The organism is Massilia sp. LMS1-1-1.1 (genome assembly GCF_040815535.1).
In the GTDB taxonomy this organism is placed as follows: domain Bacteria; phylum Pseudomonadota; class Gammaproteobacteria; order Burkholderiales; family Burkholderiaceae_D; genus Janthinobacterium; species Janthinobacterium aestuarii.
Genome location: NZ_JBFPNG010000056.1, coordinates 183,199 through 200,594, shown reverse-complemented (window position 1 = coordinate 200,594; position 17,396 = coordinate 183,199). Strand labels below are relative to the sequence as shown.

The following is a 17,396-nucleotide window of genomic DNA, read 5'->3' as shown; positions in this document are numbered from 1 at the left end:
ACGCGCGAGGCATATGCTGGCAAGGTACATCCTGATATCCGCCCGACCGCCTGCCGTTCAGTGTTCAGTGTTCAGTGTTCAGTGTTCAGTGTTGCGCAGGCGGCGCTGCCGGCATGGTTGACGCAGGCGGCGCGGGCGGTTCCGGTACGCCATCGATCTTGCTGCGCAGAACCCGGGGCGTGCCGCGGAAATCGGCCGTATGCAGGGTGACGGGACGGCGCCAGACGCGGGCGATGTAGGCCAGCACCTGTTCCGCCCGCTCCAGGTCGAGGCCGCGCCCGTCGCGCTGGTGATCGTGGCGCAGTACCAGGCTGCCGTCGTCGTTGAGCAGGGTGGCGGCGATGCATGGCGCGCCATAGTTGTATTTGGGGGCCAGGATGGCTTCGCGGATGGCCAGCAAGTCGCGGCTGGCCAGGCGCGCTTCGCCGTCGCGGTGGCTTTCATGCACGAACAGGCCCAGGCGGTCTGCCAGTTCGCCATCCAGATAGTTGCGAATGAAGCTGCAGTCGTCATCGTCGCGGCAAATCTGGCGCGCCCGCGCCAGTCCTTGGCGCTCGATGATGTGTTCCCACATGCAAAAACCCAGGTGATAGGGGTTGACCGCCAGCGCCTGCTGGTGCTCGCCCGCATAAGGGCGCACCACGTCCGAATGCGACTTGATGGCGGACAGGTACAGGGCCGGCGGCAGGAAGTCGGCTTCGCGCAACAGCCGCGCATGCCAGTACGAGGCCCAGCCTTCGTTCATGATCTGGCAGGCGTACACGGGATAAAAGTAAAACGACTCTTCGCGCACGGCCAGGAAAATGTCGCGCTCCCAGTCGGCCAGTTCCGGCCCATAGTGCGCAATGAACCAGAGTAAATCGTATTCGGGCTGCGGCGGCACGAGGGGACGCTGTGCCAGCCGTGCCCGCGCCGCCTCTTGCGCCGCCAGCGCGGCCGCTTCACCGGGCAAGCGCTGGTAACGCCGCGTAAAAGGATCCGCAAAAGGATCGTTTGCGCCAGCCCCGTCTTGCGTGCCGGCCACACCGGCTGGCCCGGATGGCGTGGCATAGGGCGGGCGGTGCAGCTCGGCGTGGATGTCCACGTGCTGTTCCAGCGCCAGTGCCGCGTCGAGCACGGCTTCCACCTGCTCCTGTCCGTGCCGTTGCAGCGCCATTTCGAGACGCTGCGCCCGCGCCGCGCTTTGTTCCAGGATGTGCTGGCCCGCCATGGCGCCGAAACGCAGAAACAGGGCATTACGGCTGGCGAAGTCGGCGTGGCCCAGCACATGGGCCGTGACGAGGGTGTTTTCGGCCACGGAATTGTGCTCGGCCATGTAGGCATGGCAAGGATCGCCGGGAAACATGACTTCGAACATATGCGAGTTGCCCATCTTTTGATGCACGAGCTGGTGGATGTAGCGCACGCCGAACGACCAGTGGCGCATGCGCACGGGCAAGCCATAGATGGCGATCTCGGCCATGAAGCTGTCCGGCACCAGTTCGAACTCGACGGGCGCAAACTCCAGTCCCATTTCCCGCGCCAGCGCTTCGATGCGCGCCGCGTAGCCGTCCAAGTTGGCTGTATCAGGCGTCATGCCGTGTCCTCCGTATCGGCCGCCTCGTGCTGGAAAAAGGTGCGGATGGCAGCCCAGATATCGTCATTCCTGCTGAGGATGCTGCTGTGCAAGGGCAAGCCGCGCCGTTCCTGCTCGGCAAACAAGCTGTGCATTTCCGTTTCCAGGCTGCGCGGCACGCCGGGCACGGTTTCCACATAGCCCATATAGTTGAGCAAGGCGGCCAGTTCGCCCAGGGCCAGGCTGGTCGCCCCCCGGTCTTCGCTGAAGTTCTCGCCATCGGAGGCATAGAACAGGTAGGCGTTGTAGCGGCCCGGCGCGTAATGTTCCTGCAGCAGTTCGCGGCTCAGGCGAAAGGCGGTGGAAGCCATGGTGCCGCCCATGCCATTGACCTGGAAAAACTCGGCTTCGGAAAATTCCCAGGCCCGCGTCGTATGGGCGATGAAGCGCGTTTCCACGCGCGCATACCTGCGGCGCAAGCCCTGCAAGGCAAAGAAAAAGAAGGATTTGGCCAGCTTGCGCTCGGTCTGCGCCATGCTGGCCGACACGTCCAGCACGAAAAACACGACGGCATTCGTGCTGGGCCGGGGCAGTGGCTGCACCTGGCGGTAGCGCAGGTCTTCATTGGTGAAAGGCACGGGTTGCGCTTGCAGGGCGCGCCGCTTGATCGCTTCCTTGGCGGTGCGCCGTCGGTCCAGCCGCGAACGGGCGCCATGTCGGTCCAGGCCGCTACGCACGAGCCGTACATCGTCGATCGCGCCCGGGTGGCGCGGTTTCAGGTGCGGCAGCTCGAAAGCTTCCCACAGCCAGTCGAGTATATCGTCGATGGTAAACTCGAGCAGCAGGCGCACGGCCCCCTCGCCATTGCCGCCTTCGCCTTGCGTTCCGTCCCCGCCCGTGGCGGCGGGACGGGCCGCCCGCAGGATATCGCCGGGCTGGCCGTCACCCTGGCCCGCGCCCACGCTGTTGCGCGCGGGTGCCAGGCGGAAACGCGCATGTTCGAGCAGATGCATGGGTACTTGCACCGTGCGCTGCTGCGGCCCGCCGATCAGGTCAGGCGTGGCGATCAGCTCGGGCAAGTGCGCCTGCACGGCGTCGCGCACTTTCTGGTTGTGGCGCAGCCAGTCGCGCGCGCCGCGCGAGAACAGCCCGTACCAGGGTTGGGCCAGGCCCGGCGCGGACGATCCCACAGGGTTATCGTGCTTGCCGCTGCCTGGCGAGGTCGTGGCGGCCATGGTTATTCCTGCGCCAGCAAGGTGGTCACGTAATTGAGCGCTTCGCGCGCGCTGTGGGCGTCATAGCCATATTCGTCGACCAGGCGCTGCTCGACGGCGGAGATCCTGGCCCGCACGTCGTCATCGGGCCGCTTGGCCGAGCCCACCAGGCGCAGCACGTCGCGCCGCTGTTCGAACAGATATTGCTGGACGGCGTCGTGCAGTTGCGCATGGCTGCCCAGGCCAAACGCCTCGCCCCGCTTGAAGGCGCTCATGGCCTTGCGTACCACTTCTTGGCGGAACGATTGCTTGCCCGAGTCGCTGATGTGGATTTTCTCTTCCACGGCGCGCAGGAAGCGCTCGTCGGGACGGCGTTCTTCGCTGGTGATGGGGTCGCGGATCTGGCGATTGTCGAGCATGGCTTCGACTTCATCGAGATATTTGTTCAGCAAGTCTTGCGCTTCCTGCTCGAACGACACGAACAGGGCCTTGTGCACGTCGGCCTTGACCCAGCGGTTATAAAAATCCTTGCGCGTGAGCACCAGGTAATCGACCCACTTGCGCTTGCGCCGCGGTTCGATGCGCGCATCGCTTTCGATGCCATCTTTCAGGGCCAGCAGCACGTCCATGGTGGACAGGCTGTTGCGCTGGGCGGAAATGATGGCGTGCGACAGGGCATTGATGACGAAACGGGGCGACACGCCCGACAGGCCTTCGTCGGGCGCCTTGTCGCGCTCGCGCACGCGGCGGATATCGGCATGCTGCAAGTCGTCGACGTCTTCGTCGGCATACACGCGCAGTTTCTTGACCAGCTCGGCCTCCTTGTCTTCGCCCTCGGGCAAGCGGCTGAGGATGGCAAACACGGCCGCCGCATGCAGCACGTGCGGATCGAGGTGCACATCGCGGAAGGCGGGCGCGGCCGCCTGGATCAGCTTGCGGTAAATGCGCGCTTCTTCGCGGTAATTGAGCGTGTACGGCACTTGCACGATGACCATGCGGTCGAGCAAGGCCTCGTTTTCGCTTTCTTGCAGGAATTTGCGAAATTCGGCCAGATTCGTGTGCGCGAGGATGGTCTCGTCGAGGTAAATCAGGGGAAAGCGCGACACCTTGACATTCTTTTCCTGCGTCAGGGTTAGTAGTAAATAGAGGAATTCCCGCTTGACCTTGAGGATCTCGATCATTTCCAGCATGCCGCGGCTGGCCGCATACACGGCGCCGGACCACGACCAGGCGCGCGGGTCGCCTTCGTCGCCGTACTGCGCCACTTTCGACAGGTCGACGGAACCCACGAGGTCGGCCAGGTCGGCCGTGGTGGGATCGTGCGGCGCATACGTGCCGATGCCGCAGCGGTCCGCCTCGGACAGGTGGATGCGCTCGACGGGCATGCGCAGGAAGTCGCCCGCGTACTGTTCTTCCAGGCGGGCGCGGCAATGGGGACACAGTTCGCCGTGCAGCTCGGCATCATAGCTGGCGCGAAAGTCGGCGCGCATGCTGTGCGGCACCAGATGCAGCGGCGATTCGTGCACGGGGCAGCCGGCGATGCCGTACAGCGCGCCTTCGCTGCTATGGCTGTATTCTTCCAGCCCCCGCTTGAGCAGGATTACCATGGTCGACTTGCCGCCCGACGGCGGGCCCAGCAACAGCAGCATGCGCCGGCCCACTTCCGAGCCGGCGGCGGCCGCCTTGAAATAGGCGGCGACCCGGTCGATCGCCTCGTCGATGCCGAACAGCTCGTCGTCGAACAGGCGGCAGCGGAAACGTCCGGCACCGTCCGTCTGGCCGTTCCAGCGCATCATGTCCCACAGGTACTGGTGCGCGCTGCGTGTCAACAGGGCCGCGCGGCCGGGCAGGATTTGCTCGATGAAGTCGGCAAAACTGCCGCGCCAGGGACTGATGCGGTGTTTTTCCGCCCAGGCCGCCATGCCGTGCATAAAACCGGCATGCTGGTCCGCAGGCGCGTCGTCGGATTGGCGTGTCATACCAGGGCTCGTCATTGTTCCCCCATCCATACCGTTGCTGCCGTGGAGCAGGCCCAATTCCAGCCTGCCAGCCAAGTATACGGCGCCGCCTCTGCCCGCACGCCTGATCTCGCTCAACCTTGACGATGGAACTATTTTTATCCTCGCTGCCCCCCCGTTGGGCCAAGGCAGCCGCGTGTCAGCGCGATTCAATCCAGATCAATACCGGTCTGCGCAGCCAGCCCACACTGGTGTTTCGGAACGACCCACGAGGAGAGCATGATGATCGGCAACGAGAATGGTTTCAGCGCCCCGCCTGGCGGCAGCGGCAGGGGACAAAGCGCGGACGATGAAGAGGCCGTCGGCCAATTTGCCGCCCCCGGCGAAGACGACAATACGATCGAGAGCGCGTCCGTCTCGGACATGCCCGACGCCTTGAGCGGCGTCAGCATGGAATTGCTGGAAATCAAGCGCAGCATCGAAGACGGCATGCGCCAGTCCATCTCCCAGGCGGCCGGCGTGCGCGCGGCCGATGCCTTCAGCGACGGCGGCAATATCCAGGGCGTGTCCATCGGCCTGGGCGAGGGCGCCAGCGACAGCTCGTCCGGCGAGCCGGGCTTGCCGGCCCTGACCCTGTACGTGGCCGAGCCCACTTCCGTCGACCGCGCCAAGGCCGCCATCGTGGGCGCCATGGGCGTGCGCGCCGTGTCCAGCGACAGGGTGCCCGTCAATATCGTCGTCACGGGCGTGATCGACGCGCAGCCGCACCGTTTCCGCTTGCGCCCGGCGCCGGGCGGCGTGTCGGTCGGGCATTTCCGCATCACGGCCGGCACCATCGGCTGCCTGGCCGTCGGGCGCAGCGCGCCGCGCAACAGCCGCCTCATGATTCTTAGCAATAATCACGTGCTGGCCAATTCCAACGGCGGCGTGTTCAACGACTGCATCGTGCAGCCTGGCCCCATCGACGGCGGCCGCTGCCCGCAAGACCAGGTGGCCGTGCTCGAACGTTTCGTGCCCATCAATTTCAGCGGCGGCGTCAATTTCGTCGATTGCGCCACCGGCTGGGCCTGGCCAGACAGGGTGCGTCCCGAACTGGTCTATCTGAGCGGCGGCGTGCCTGCGTACTTCCGCATCAGCAATGCGCTGGTGGCGCCCGCGCTGGGCATGATGGTCGGCAAGTCGGGCCGCACGACGCAATTGACGCAAGGCCGCATCACGGGCCTGGGCGCCACCATCAACGTCAATTACGGCGGAGGCAGGATCGCGCTGTTCCAGGACCAGATCGCCATCACGGGCGTGAGCGGGGCGTTCAGCGCGGGCGGCGATTCCGGCTCGTCCATCTGGACCTGGAACCAGCAGCGCAATCCCGTCGGCCTGCTGTTTGCTGGCGGCAATAACATCACCTTTGCCAACCAGATGCGGCGGGTGGTGGTGGCGCTCGACATCAATTTGTACACTTGAACGCTCGAGGGGACGGCGCGGCGCTGGTGTTGCGCCGCCTCGTCCTTGTATAAGGCTGTTTTTTGCACGATGATGATGGTATGAGCGGCAGCCGCCATGTGCCCGGCGAACGGCGCTGCGGCGCCCGATGGCCGGGTGTATCATGGAAGGCATCAGGAGGGTGTGCCATGTCAAACAGTAAATTCGCACAATCGCCGTATGGCGTCTTCGAGGACGCCGCCATGCCGTATTTGCCGGATGAGACGCCTGGACAGGGCATGGGGCAATATGCTCCTGCCGCGCCCCAGGGCCGGCTGGAAGCGGCAAAGCGGCGCAACGAGCGGGCGCTGATGGCCATCGACGGCGTGGAAGGCGTCAGCGTGGGGCAGACAGCCGTGGGCAAGGATGCGCTCGTCGTGTATCTGCGCGACTCGTCCGTCAAGCGGCGCGTGCCGTCGCAGGTCGAGGGTTATCCGGTGGAAACGAGCATCACGGGCCAGATCGATATCCAGCGCTGGTAGACAGCAAGTGGGCCTCGCCTTGCCGTGGATCGCTGCGGCGGAAGGCCTGTTGCCAGGTCTTCCGCATCGTTTATCAGCTTGCCTTACTTGCTCAGGCGGCCGATCGCTTCGGCCACGCCCGCGCCATAGGCGGGGTCGCACAGGGTGCAGTTGCCGATGTGGCGTTGTTTGACTTGCTCCGACGCGCCCGAGATGGCGCGCGCCGTGTTGTCGAACAAGGCTTGCTGCTGCGCCGCGGTCATCAGGCGGAACAGGGCGCGCGGCTGCGAATAGTAATCCTCGTCAACGCGGTGGTTCCAGTGGTCGGCCGCACCTTCCAGGCTCAATGGCGGCTCGCGGAAGTCGGGCTGCTCGGCCCATTCCTGCTCGCTGTTCGGTTCATAGCCCAGGGTGCCGCCCATGTTGCCGTCGACCCGCATCTGGCCGTCGCGGTGGTAGCTGTGGAACGGGCATTTCGGCGCGTTGACAGGGATATGGCTGTGGTTGACGCCAAGCCGGTAGCGCTGCGCGTCGCCATACGAGAACAAGCGGCCTTGCAGCATCTTGTCTGGAGAAAAGCTGATGCCGGGCACCACGTTGGCCGGGTTGAAGGCCGCCTGTTCCACTTCCGCAAAATGGTTGTCGGCATTGCGGTTCAGCTCCAGCACGCCCACTTCGATCAGCGGATAGTCGCCGTGCGGCCATACTTTCGACAGGTCGAACGGATTGAGGTGATACGTGCCTGCCTCTTTTTCCGGCATGATCTGCACGTACAGGGTCCAGCGGGGGAAATCCTTGTTTTCGATGCTGTCGTACAGGTCGCGGTGCGAGCTTTCGCGGTCCTTGCCGACCAGTTCTTCCGCTTCGGCGTCCGTCAGGTTTTGAATTCCTTGCTGGGTTTTCAAGGTGAACTTGACCCAGAAACGCTCGTTTTGCGCATTCAGGAAGCTGAAAGTATGGCTGCCGAAGCCGTGCATGTGGCGGAAGCTGCGCGGCAAGCCACGGTCGCTCATCACCACCGTGACCTGGTGCAGGGCTTCGGGCAGCGAAGTCCAGAAATCCCAGTTGCTGTTGGCGCTGCGCAAGCCCGTGCGCGGGTCACGCTTGATGGCGTGATTCAGATCGGGAAATTTCAAGGGGTCGCGCATGAAGAAGACGGGCGTGTTGTTGCCGACCAGGTCCCAGTTGCCTTCTTCCGTGTAGAACTTCAGGGCGAAGCCGCGGATGTCGCGTTCCGCGTCCGCCGCGCCCCGTTCGCCGGCCACCGTGGAAAAGCGCGCGAACATCGGCGTTTTCTTGCCCACTTCTCCAAAGATTTTAGCCCGCGTGTAGCGCGTGATGTCGTGCGTGACGGTAAACGTGCCGTACGCGCCGGAACCCTTGGCATGCATGCGGCGCTCGGGGATGACTTCGCGGTCGAAGTGGGCCAGCTTTTCCAGGAACCACACATCTTGCAGCAGGGCGGGGCCGCGCGGGCCGGCCGTCTGGATGTTCTGGTTGTCGACGACAGGCGCGCCAAAGGCGGTGGTCAGCTTTTTCATTGGACTCTTTCTTTCATGGCTAGGCAGAGCAATGGACGCACCGGCGCTACTCAAACACTGGCTGGGTTGAATGAACACTCACCGGGGCTGGTCCAGAGTAAAATTTCTAAAATGCAAACCAGTGTAAACTTTTTTATGCGGGATGGCTTGCCGCGCCGCCCGAGCAAGCTCAGGCGGCGTCCTTGCATCATAAGCGCTGAATAGCTGCCGCTCCCGCACGCTTGCAAGTTGCAAGTATATAAAGGCTGGTTACGATCACGCCACTGGCCTTTTGCCCAGTGTTTAAAACTTGTTCCAGTTGTTATGCCGGTGCTCCGTCGCTTCCTTCATCAGGTGGCCGGCGCGCAGGGCATCGTCCGCCTGCACCGTCATGGCCAGTTCCTGGATGGCGGGCGGATATTCGTGGTGGGCCGCTTCTTCCAGCAGCGCATGGCCCTTGGCCAGGTCGCGCGGCACGCCGCGGCCCTCGCGGTAGGCGTTGTACAGCAAAAACATGGCGTGCGGATTGCCCAGCTCGCTTGACCTGGCCAGCCAGTGCGCGGCTATCACGGGGTCTTTGGGCACGCCTTCGCCATTCGCCGCCAGCAAGCCCAGCATCAGGGCCGCCTTCGCATGGCCTTGCTGGGCCGCTTGCCGGTACCACAGCCACGCCTGGCCCGGTGTGGCGGCGCGCAGCATCTGACCCAGCTCGAAGGCCGCTTCCGTGTCGCCCGCGCGGGCCGCCTGTTCGAACAGGCTCAAGGCATCGGCGCGGCGCTCGGGCCGGGCCTGGTAAATCAGCGCCAGTTCGCGTTCGGCGACGGGCATGTCCTTGCTGGCCCAGCTGCGTACCTTACGTTCGGCCTGGTGGTCGCCTGCCTGGCGCGCATGCATGGCGACGGCTTCGATTTCGGCCGCCGTGGGCGGTGGCGACGACTGGCAGGCGGCCAGTATAGTGGCCAGGACGGTGGCCAGCACGACGGCGGGCAGGGAGAGTGCGTGTTTCATCTGGATCAGCTTTCATCAAGACAGGCCGGAACCACCGCAGTCCCGGCCCATGGACCTTATTTGCTCAGGTCGATGCGGTACTTGGCGAAACCGCTGGCGTCGAGTCCGCCTTCGGCCGCCACGTTGGTGATGCCGCTGCCTTGCGCCAGTGCCAGATGGCCCGGCGCCGAGCGCAGGATCACGGGACCTGCCGTGGCCGTCTTGACGAAGCTCCAGCTGCGCGCGCTGCCATTGGCCGCCAGGGTCACCTTGCCGCCCTTGGTGCTCAGCGACGCCAGGTAGTTGCTGACCACGGCCTGGTTCGCATCGGGCGACTTGATGATGGTCTTGCTGCCGTCGATGCCGGGCACGGCGCCGCCGCCACCGGCGCGGTAGTCGTTGGTGGCAACGATGAAGTCATCGCCGTCGGCCACGGGCGCACCCTTGTATGTGAGGTTGACGATGCGGCTGCCCGGTTTTTTCGTCACGTTGATCTGGTACGTCAGCGCATTGTTTTCCGCGTAGAACACGTCATAGTTATAGATCGTGCCATACGTCGGCACCAGGTCCTGCTCGGCGCTGCTGGCCGGGTCGATCTGGGCAAATTGCTTGGCCGACGTTTCCAGCCAGGCCTTCAAGTCCGATCCCTTGATCTTGACGGCTTGCAGATTGTTATTGCTATACAAATACAAGTCGCCCGGATTGCGCACCTGCAAGCCGATCGGTGCGGCCGGCGTCGCACCCGCGGCCACGTCCGTGAAGTCGGACGGTCCGTTGCGGCCCGCCTTGAACGGCGCGCTGCACGAGATGACGGGGATATTCTTGTAGCTGGCCAAGGTGGCATCCGTGCTGGTGGCGATGAAGTTCTTCACGTAGTCGAGCTGCGCCTGGTTCACCAGCTGGATGGCGCTCACGTCGCCCACCAGCGCGAAATAGGCCGACATCTCGAAATCCGTGCTGATGCCCAGCGGCTGCTTGGCGTAGGCGATGGTGGCCGCGTGCTCGGTGGCAACGAGCGGCGCGATGGCCGGGTCGGCTTTCACGAGAGTCGTGCCATCCGTGTACTTGAAGCCGCGCGATTCCACCGTCGTCTTGGCCGGCTGCACTACCCACTTGCCGCTTTGATACACCATCGTCAGCTTGATGATGCCCAAGCGGCGGCCCCAGCTTTGCGCCATGACGGTCGGTACGCCGTTCACAAAGCCGTTGACGGCGTCGATCTTGGCGCTGGCCGGGAAGGCGGCAAACGAGGCGTCCAGCGCGGCCGCGCCCACTTCCTTGCCTTTCGGGAAGATCAGGTGCGAATGGCCAATCATCAGCGCATCGATGCCCGTGGTGGTCAAATGATAGCTGCCGTTTTCCATCTTCGGGCTGTAGGCGCTCGTGTCCAGGCCGCCATGCGACAGGGCCACGACGAGGTCGGCGCCCTTGCTGCGCAATTCCGGCACGTACTGTTTCGCCGCTTCCTGCACGCCCGTCACGCTGACCTTGCCAGCGAGCACTTTCTGATCCCATTCGAGGATTTGCGGCGGTACAAAGCTCAGCACGCCCACATTGATTTTCACGCTCAGCTTGCTGCCATCGGGTGCCGTGGCGGCGAATTCGCGCGGCAGCACCGTGTAGGGCTGGAAAATCGGCTTGCCGCTGGCCACGCCGACGACATTGCTCAGCACGGAAGGGAAGGCGGGCGCACCGCACGTGCCCGTCGGCTTGGCCACGCCGGGAATGCCGAAATCCGTGTTGGTGATCTGGCTCAGGTATGGCAAGCCGTAGTTGAACTCATGGTTGCCCATGCCGCCCGCGTCGTATTTCAGCGCATTCATGGCCTTGTGCACGGCCAGCGTGCCGCTGCACGGAACGGGTGCGGCCACGGCCTGCAGGTCGGCCAGCAAGGTGCCCTGGATGACGTCGCCATCGTCGAGCAGCACATTGTTCGGATTTTCCGCGCGCGCCGCCTGGATCAGGGTCGACGTGCGTTCCAGGCCCAGGCTCGTGTCTTCGGCCAGCGCATAGTAGTTATAGCTCAACACGTTCGAGTGGATATCGGTGGTTTCCAGCAATGCCACGGTGACCGTCGTGCCTTCGGGAATGGCCGGCGCCGTGTTTGAACTGCCGTTGCAAGCAACGAGACCCGCACTTGCCAGCGCCGCCAGCATGACCCTATTTGTTTTCATTACCGCCCTCGCAGAGATTCAAAGGACGCGACTGTAACGCCGCCATGTGACGCGGCGATGACAGCCGTGCAAGGCGCATGGATACAGGCTTACGCGCAGGCGGCCACGGCCTTGGCCAGCCAGGCCGCATCGACGGGCCCCAGGCGCCGCGTGCAGATCCGATGTTGAGAAGTTAGAATGACTGTGTACGGCAAGCCCTTGATTTTATTGCCAAAGATGGGCAGCAAGGCGGGTGAGGCCAGGGCCTGGGGATAGCTGGCCCGGTGCTGCCGCAGGAACGCTTGCGCGGCCGCTCGCATGTCGATGGCGATGCCAATGAAGGGCAAACCGGGCTGGCTGGCGGCGTGGGCATGCAATATCGGCAGCTCCCGGATGCACGGCAGGCAGTTGCTGGCCCAGAAGTTCAGCACCACTGGCTGGTTCTGGAACTGGCTGAGTTTCAGCCGGCCATCGCCATCGAGCCGGCTCAAGTCGAAGGATAGCGGCGCGGCAGCCGCATGGCCGGCAAGCAACAGCAATAGCGCCGGCCAGCGCGTCATTGCGGCACCACGGCCGCGTCCGTCATGCGGTAATACAAGCCCATGGGATCGCTGGCCAGCACTTTCAGCTTGCCTTGCACGATGAACGGCGCATAGCTGAATTTCACGGGCGTCCTGCTCTTGATCTCCACCACGCCTTCCGGACCGGCCGGCAGGCAGAAGGGGCAACTGGCCGAGGTGACGGTCAGCAGGAAGTGTTTCTGCTTTTGCCCCGGTTCCAAGGGCATCATGAAGCCTTGCACTTTCACGTCCGTACTGTCGAGCGCACTGATTTCCGGCGTGTATTTCGGCACCATGCGGCCTTTTTTCGCCTTGACCGTGGTGGCCTTGCCCAGCAGTTTCCACGACACGACGCCGGGCAAGTCCGTCAAGGGCGCGAAGAACGACGGCGGTTCGTCGGCGGGCGCGGCGCAGGCACTGCCGGCCAACAGCAGTCCAACGCTCAATAGCATGATTTTCAGCATGTTCGTTTCCTTTCAGGGACGCGCTAGGGTGGCGGCGATATCGGTGCGGTAGGCGCGAATGGCGGGCAGGGCGGCGGCCAGCAAGCCCACCGCCACGGCAATGACGGGCAGCCACGCCTCGCCGGGCGCGATGCGCCACGCTTGCAGATTCAGTTGCTGCATCGATTCCAGCAAGCCAACACCGGCATGGCCCAGCAGCCAGCCCAGCGCCGCGCCCGTCAATGACAACAGCAAGCCTTGCGCCAGCAGCAAACGCAGCAGCTTGCCGGGCGAGGCGCCCAGGGTGCGCAGGATGGCCAGGTCTGTCTTGCGCTCTTCCAGCGCGCCATACAGCGCCACGAACAGCGACAGGGCCGCCACCAGCAGCACGCCGGCGGCAATCGCTCGCAACACATCGATGCCCACGCCCAAGAGATTGAATAGCCGTGCCGATTCGAAAGCGGGCTGGGCCGCCTGCAGGCGCGGCTGGCCATTCACCCAGCGCGGCAGGCTGATGGCGGCCAGGGGCGATGCGTACCGCACCAGCACGGCCGTCAGTTCGCGCTGGGGCGCAGTTGCCGCTGGTTCGTCGGGGTCCGTTTCGTGCACTTGCCACACGGAAGCGACGGGCGTGATGATCAAGCGGTCGAGTACGGTACCCGTGGGCGCCAGAATGCCCGCCACCGTGTAGGGCGCATGGTCGTGCACTTCGCCGCCGGCCGCCAGACCGTGCGAGCCGGCAAAGCGGGCGCCCAGGGTGGCGCCTGTTTCGCGCGCCGCCTGTGCGCCGAACACGGCTTGCATCGGCAGCGTGAACAGTTTTCCTTGCGCCAGGCGCGCGCCGTAATGGTCGAGCAGTGCCGTGGTGGTGCCGACGATGCGGAAACCGTGGAAATTGTCGCCCAGCGCGAGCGGGATCGCGGATTTGACCAGCGGCTGCGCGGCCAGCGCGGCCAGCGCGCTGTCGGGAATATTGCCGGTCGGAATATCGGCGTGATACACGGACGACAGGATCAGCTGCAGCGGTGAACCCTTGGCGCCCACCACCAGGTCAATGCCCTGGGCATCGCGTTCGGCGTGCTCTTCCAGTTGGCTTGATACGCCGAGAATGAACGTCATCATGGCGATGCCGATGGCCACCAGCAGCAGATTCAGGCTGGACGCCAGCGGCTTGTGGCGCAGGGCCCGCCAGGCCAGGGTGGCCGCGTTCATGCCACCACTCTGGAGCTGGAGCGGGGCAGGCGCAGCACGAGCGCGTCGGGCATGGCGGCCAGCACCCTGGCGTCGTGGCTGGCAATCACCAGCGAGGCGCCAACTTGCGCAGCCTGGGTGGCCATCAGCTTGACGACGGCAGCGCAGGCGTCGTCGTCGAGGTTGTCCGTCGGCTCGTCGGCCAGGATCAGCCGCGGGCGCATGACGACGGCGCGCGCGATGGCGGCCCGTTGCCGTTCGCCGCCGCTCAAGGCATGCGGGTAAGCGTTGAGCTTGTTGGCCAGGCCCAACTGGCCCAGCAAGCTGGCCGCGCGGACCGGATCGGCGCGCTGGCCACTGGCGTAGGCGGGCAGCAAGACATTGTCGAGTACGTTCAAGCTGGGCACCAGCGCCAGTTGCTGGGGCAGCAAGCCGATGGTGCGGCCGCGCCAGCTGTCGCGCTGGCGCGGGGTGAGGCCGGGCAGGGACCGGCCCGCCACTTCAAGGCGGCCCGCCTGGGGCGCCAGGATGCCCGCCAGCAAATGCAACAAGGTCGATTTGCCGGAGCCGGACGGCCCCAGCAGCAGTGCGTGCTGCCCGGCGGGCAAGTGGAAGGCGTCGATATCGAGCACGGGGCTGGCATGGTCATAGCCATAGGTCAAAGAGGCGAGGTGGAGCATGGAATTCTTTCGGAAGTCAGGCCGGCAAAGATTGCCGCACAAATGCAACTGAGCTGCATTATAATTCAAACGCAATAGACTTGCATTTAAAATCCAAGGTCCATTGCCTCCTTAATTGCCCATCTGAAAGATACCCATGACCCAGCGCAAACTCCCCGTCACCGTCCTGTCCGGCTTTCTCGGCGCCGGCAAGACCACCTTGCTCAACCACATACTGCGCAACCGCGAAGGCAAGCGCGTGGCCGTCATCGTCAACGACATGAGCGAAGTCAATATCGATGCCTCGCTCGTGAAAGACAGTGCCGAAGCGGCCGGCGCGGCCCTGTCGCGCACGGAAGAAAAACTCGTGGAAATGTCGAACGGCTGCATCTGCTGCACCCTGCGCGACGATCTGTTGCTGGAGGTGCGGCGCCTGGCCGCGGAAGACCGCTTCGATTATTTGCTGATCGAATCGACGGGTGTGGGCGAGCCGATGCCCGTCGCCGCCACCTTCGACTTCGAAGACGAGCACGGCGACAGCCTGAACGACGTGGCGCAGATCGACTGCATGGTCACCGTCGTCGATTGCGCCAACTTGCTCAACGATTTCCACAGCGAAGACAGCCTGGAACAGCGCGGCGAGATCGCGGGTGAGGGCGACGACCGTCAGCTGGCCAATTTGCTGACGGAACAGATCGAGTTTGCCAATGTCATCGTCCTCAACAAGGTTGACATGGTCGATGCGGGCGAGCGCCTGCGCGTGCTGGCCGTCATCAAGGCGTTGAATCCTGGCGCGCGCATCATCGAAACCAACCAGTCCGTCGTGCCGCTCGACGCCATCCTGGGCACGAATCTGTTCAACTTGGAACAGGCGGCCAGCATGCCGGGCTGGGCGCAGGAGCTGGCCGGCGTGCACACGCCGGAAACGGACACCTATGGCATCAGCAGTTTTGTGTACCGGTCGAAGGAGCCATTCCACGCGCAGCGCCTGCATGACTACATTGCCCAGCCGATCAAGGGCGTGGTGCGCAGCAAGGGATATTTCTGGCTGGCCAGCCGCCCCGAATGGGTAGCCAGCCTGTCCGGCGCGGGCAAGCTGATGAATATCGAACCCGTGGGCCTGTGGCGGGCGTCCGTGCCGAAGGAGCGCTGGCCAACGGATGCGGCCTCGCTGGCGGAAGTTAAAGCGGGCTGGAGCGAAACGTATGGCGACCGCTACCAGGAACTCGTCTTCATCGGCCAGGACATGGACCAGGCCGCCATCGAGGCGGACTTGAAGAAATGTCAACTCAACTACACGGAAACGCGCCGGGGCATGGCCGCCTGGCGCAAGCTGCCCGACCCGTTCCCGCAATGGCAGCGCATGGAAGAACTCGAAGATTAACCACCGACAGGAAAGCAATATGACAGAACTGATCCCCGTTACCATCATCACGGGTTTTCTCGGCAGCGGGAAAACCACCTTGCTCAAGCGCATATTGCAGGGCGATCACGGCGTGCGCATCGCCGTGATCGAAAACGAATTCGCCGCCGAAAGCATCGATCACGGTTTGCTGGTGCAAGATAGCGACGAGCAGATCGTGGAAATGAACAATGGCTGCATCTGCTGCAGCGTGCGCGGCGACTTGATCCGCATCCTCGGTGAACTGCAGGCCAGGCGCGCGGCAGGAACCATTGCCTTCGACCACGTGATCATCGAAACGACGGGCCTGGCCGCGCCTGGGCCCGTGGCGCAAACCTTCTTCGCGGAACCCTCCGTCAGCGAGTACTACATGCTCGACGCCATCCTGACGGTGGTCGATGCGCGCCACGCGCAGCAGCAATTGACGGCGCACAAGGAAGCGCAGGAGCAGGTGGGTTTTGCCGACCGCATCCTGTTGTCGAAGACGGACCTGGTCAGCAAGGAAGAGCTGGCCGCGTTGCGCCAGCGCCTGGTCGCCATCAATGGCCGCGCCAGCATACAGAAAGTGCGCTTTGGCAATGTGCCGCTGCGCGACATCCTGAATATTCGCGGCTTCAACTTGAACGCCATCGTCGAGCTGGAGCCGGATTTCCTGGGGGAGCTGGGCCACCGCCATGGCGACGGCGTGCAATCGTTCGTCTATCACCAGTCCCAGCCCCTCGATCTGCTGCAGGTGGAAAATTTTCTCGATGCCGTGGTGCAGCTGTTCGGTACCCAGCTGATGCGCTACAAGGGCATTTTGTACGTGGCCGACCTGGATTGCCGCGCCGTGTTCCAGGGCGTGCACATGCTGATGGGCTCGGAGCTGGGCGCGCCGTGGCGCGACGGCGAGACGCGCGCCAGCAAGATCATCTTTATCGGCCGCGACTTGCCGCAGGATATGTTGATACGCGGTCTGGACCGCTGCGTGACGGCCAGCGTAAGCGAGGTGGCGGCATGAGCGTGGAAGCGGGCTTGCCCGCCCTGGCGTTGATCTTTCTCCTCGGCATGCGGCATGGGCTGGAACCCGATCATCTGGCCGCCGTCGATGGATTGACCTTGCGCAGCCAGGCCGCCGCGCCGCGCTGGGCGCCATGGATGGGCGCGCTGTTTGCGCTGGGCCATGGCGTCACCGTGCTGGCCATCGTCGCTGTCGCCGCTGTCGCGTCGCAGCAATTTACACCGTCGGAGGCCGTGTTCGGCTGGCTGGAATGGCTGCCCATTGCCTTGCTGCTGTTGATCGCCGGCATGAATGCGCGCAGCTTGCTGGCCGGCGCGCAACTGGCCGAGGTGCGCGGCCGGCTGCTGCCGCGGGCGCTGCGAGGCGCTTCGGGACCGCTCGCCGCCATCCTCGTCGGCATGCTGTTCGCGCTCGTCTTCGACACGGCCCTGCAGGCGGCCGCCTGGGGCTACGCGGCCGTCGCGCTGGGCGGCATGCAGCCGGCCTTGCTCACCGGCCTCGTGTTTGCCGTGGGCATGGGCGTGACGGATACCTTCGATGGCTGGGTCACGGCAAAGGTTATGCGCACCGGCAAGATGGACATCGTGCGCGCCTTCCGGCGCCGCCTGGGCTGGCCCATCGTCGCCATCTGCGTGGTCATGGCTGGATACATGGTGGCCGGCAAGTTTGACGCCGCGTGGTCGCTGCCGGAAAGCTGGACGGCGGCACTGGGCGCGGCCATGGTGCTGCTGATGGCGGCCCTGTACGGCTGGACTTTGCTGGATTTGCGCCGCGTGCGTGCCTGAGGCGGGGGCGTGGGTATAATGGAAAAAAA

The 17,396-nt window shown here is 64.3% G+C and carries 15 protein-coding genes; 5 read left to right on the top strand and 10 right to left on the bottom strand.

Annotation, left to right across the window (positions count from 1 at the left end):
• Window positions 1-85: 85 nt before the first annotated feature.
• Genes MRBLMS1_RS25570 through MRBLMS1_RS25560 form a run of 3 tightly spaced genes read right to left on the bottom strand, consistent with a single transcriptional unit; the run spans window position 86 to window position 4,748 of the window.
• Window positions 86-1,576, bottom strand: a complete 1,491-nt coding sequence (locus MRBLMS1_RS25570) for a SpoVR family protein (protein WP_485882942.1) — start codon at window positions 1,574-1,576, stop codon at window positions 86-88.
• On the bottom strand, window positions 1,573-2,790 hold the full coding sequence (locus MRBLMS1_RS25565) for a DUF444 family protein (RefSeq protein WP_485882940.1): 1,218 nt from the start codon (window positions 2,788-2,790) through the stop codon (window positions 1,573-1,575). The genes MRBLMS1_RS25570 and MRBLMS1_RS25565 overlap by 4 nt, the downstream gene beginning before the upstream one ends.
• Window positions 2,791-2,792: 2 nt before the next feature.
• On the bottom strand, window positions 2,793-4,748 hold the full coding sequence (locus MRBLMS1_RS25560) for a serine protein kinase (protein ID WP_485882938.1): 1,956 nt from the start codon (window positions 4,746-4,748) through the stop codon (window positions 2,793-2,795).
• 258 nt (window positions 4,749-5,006) lie between these two features.
• Here MRBLMS1_RS25560 and MRBLMS1_RS25555 point away from each other — a divergent pair, with 258 nt between their 5' ends.
• Complete coding sequence (locus tag MRBLMS1_RS25555) at window positions 5,007-6,188, top strand: S1 family peptidase (protein ID WP_257620420.1); 1,182 nt, start codon at window positions 5,007-5,009, stop codon at window positions 6,186-6,188.
• Between the two features lie 167 nt (window positions 6,189-6,355).
• A complete protein-coding gene (locus MRBLMS1_RS25550; RefSeq protein WP_139088933.1) occupies window positions 6,356-6,688 on the top strand; it encodes a hypothetical protein in 333 nt (110 codons plus the stop codon).
• Window positions 6,689-6,771: 83 nt separating this feature from the next.
• Here MRBLMS1_RS25550 and MRBLMS1_RS25545 read toward each other — a convergent pair whose 3' ends face one another.
• The 7 genes from MRBLMS1_RS25545 to MRBLMS1_RS25515 all read right to left on the bottom strand — a co-directional run bounded on the left by MRBLMS1_RS25545 (window position 6,772) and on the right by MRBLMS1_RS25515 (window position 14,201).
• Entirely contained in the window at window positions 6,772-8,208 is a 1,437-nt protein-coding gene (locus MRBLMS1_RS25545) for a catalase (protein WP_485882935.1), read from the bottom strand.
• 282 nt (window positions 8,209-8,490) lie between these two features.
• Window positions 8,491-9,195, bottom strand: a complete 705-nt coding sequence (locus tag MRBLMS1_RS25540; protein ID WP_485882933.1) for a tetratricopeptide repeat protein — start codon at window positions 9,193-9,195, stop codon at window positions 8,491-8,493.
• Between the two features lie 56 nt (window positions 9,196-9,251).
• Window positions 9,252-11,348 (bottom strand): bifunctional 2',3'-cyclic-nucleotide 2'-phosphodiesterase/3'-nucleotidase, encoded by a 2,097-nt coding sequence (locus MRBLMS1_RS25535; protein WP_485882931.1) that lies wholly within the window; start codon window positions 11,346-11,348, stop codon window positions 9,252-9,254.
• An 89-nt stretch (window positions 11,349-11,437) separates the two neighbouring features.
• Complete coding sequence (locus MRBLMS1_RS25530; RefSeq protein WP_485882929.1) at window positions 11,438-11,887, bottom strand: TlpA family protein disulfide reductase; 450 nt, start codon at window positions 11,885-11,887, stop codon at window positions 11,438-11,440.
• Window positions 11,884-12,351 carry a DUF3299 domain-containing protein gene (locus tag MRBLMS1_RS25525; RefSeq protein WP_485882927.1) on the bottom strand — a complete coding sequence of 156 codons (468 nt, stop codon included), beginning with the start codon at window positions 12,349-12,351 and terminating at the stop codon, window positions 11,884-11,886. The genes MRBLMS1_RS25530 and MRBLMS1_RS25525 overlap by 4 nt, the downstream gene beginning before the upstream one ends.
• Before the next feature lie 12 nt (window positions 12,352-12,363).
• Complete coding sequence (locus MRBLMS1_RS25520; protein ID WP_485882925.1) at window positions 12,364-13,542, bottom strand: FtsX-like permease family protein; 1,179 nt, start codon at window positions 13,540-13,542, stop codon at window positions 12,364-12,366.
• Complete coding sequence (locus MRBLMS1_RS25515) at window positions 13,539-14,201, bottom strand: ABC transporter ATP-binding protein (RefSeq protein WP_485882923.1); 663 nt, start codon at window positions 14,199-14,201, stop codon at window positions 13,539-13,541. Before MRBLMS1_RS25515 ends, MRBLMS1_RS25520 begins: the two co-directional genes overlap by 4 nt.
• Window positions 14,202-14,337: 136 nt before the next feature.
• Between MRBLMS1_RS25515 and MRBLMS1_RS25510 the strand changes: the two genes are divergently transcribed.
• Genes MRBLMS1_RS25510 through MRBLMS1_RS25500 form a run of 3 tightly spaced genes read left to right on the top strand, consistent with a single transcriptional unit; the run spans window position 14,338 to window position 17,367 of the window.
• The gene (locus MRBLMS1_RS25510) at window positions 14,338-15,564 is read left to right on the top strand and encodes a GTP-binding protein (protein WP_485882921.1); all 1,227 of its coding nucleotides are present in this window, start codon (window positions 14,338-14,340) and stop codon (window positions 15,562-15,564) included.
• Between the two features lie 19 nt (window positions 15,565-15,583).
• Window positions 15,584-16,582, top strand: a complete 999-nt coding sequence (locus MRBLMS1_RS25505) for a CobW family GTP-binding protein (protein ID WP_456149710.1) — start codon at window positions 15,584-15,586, stop codon at window positions 16,580-16,582.
• On the top strand, window positions 16,579-17,367 hold the full coding sequence (locus tag MRBLMS1_RS25500; protein ID WP_485882918.1) for a HoxN/HupN/NixA family nickel/cobalt transporter: 789 nt from the start codon (window positions 16,579-16,581) through the stop codon (window positions 17,365-17,367). The genes MRBLMS1_RS25505 and MRBLMS1_RS25500 overlap by 4 nt, the downstream gene beginning before the upstream one ends.
• Window positions 17,368-17,396 lie beyond the last annotated feature (29 nt).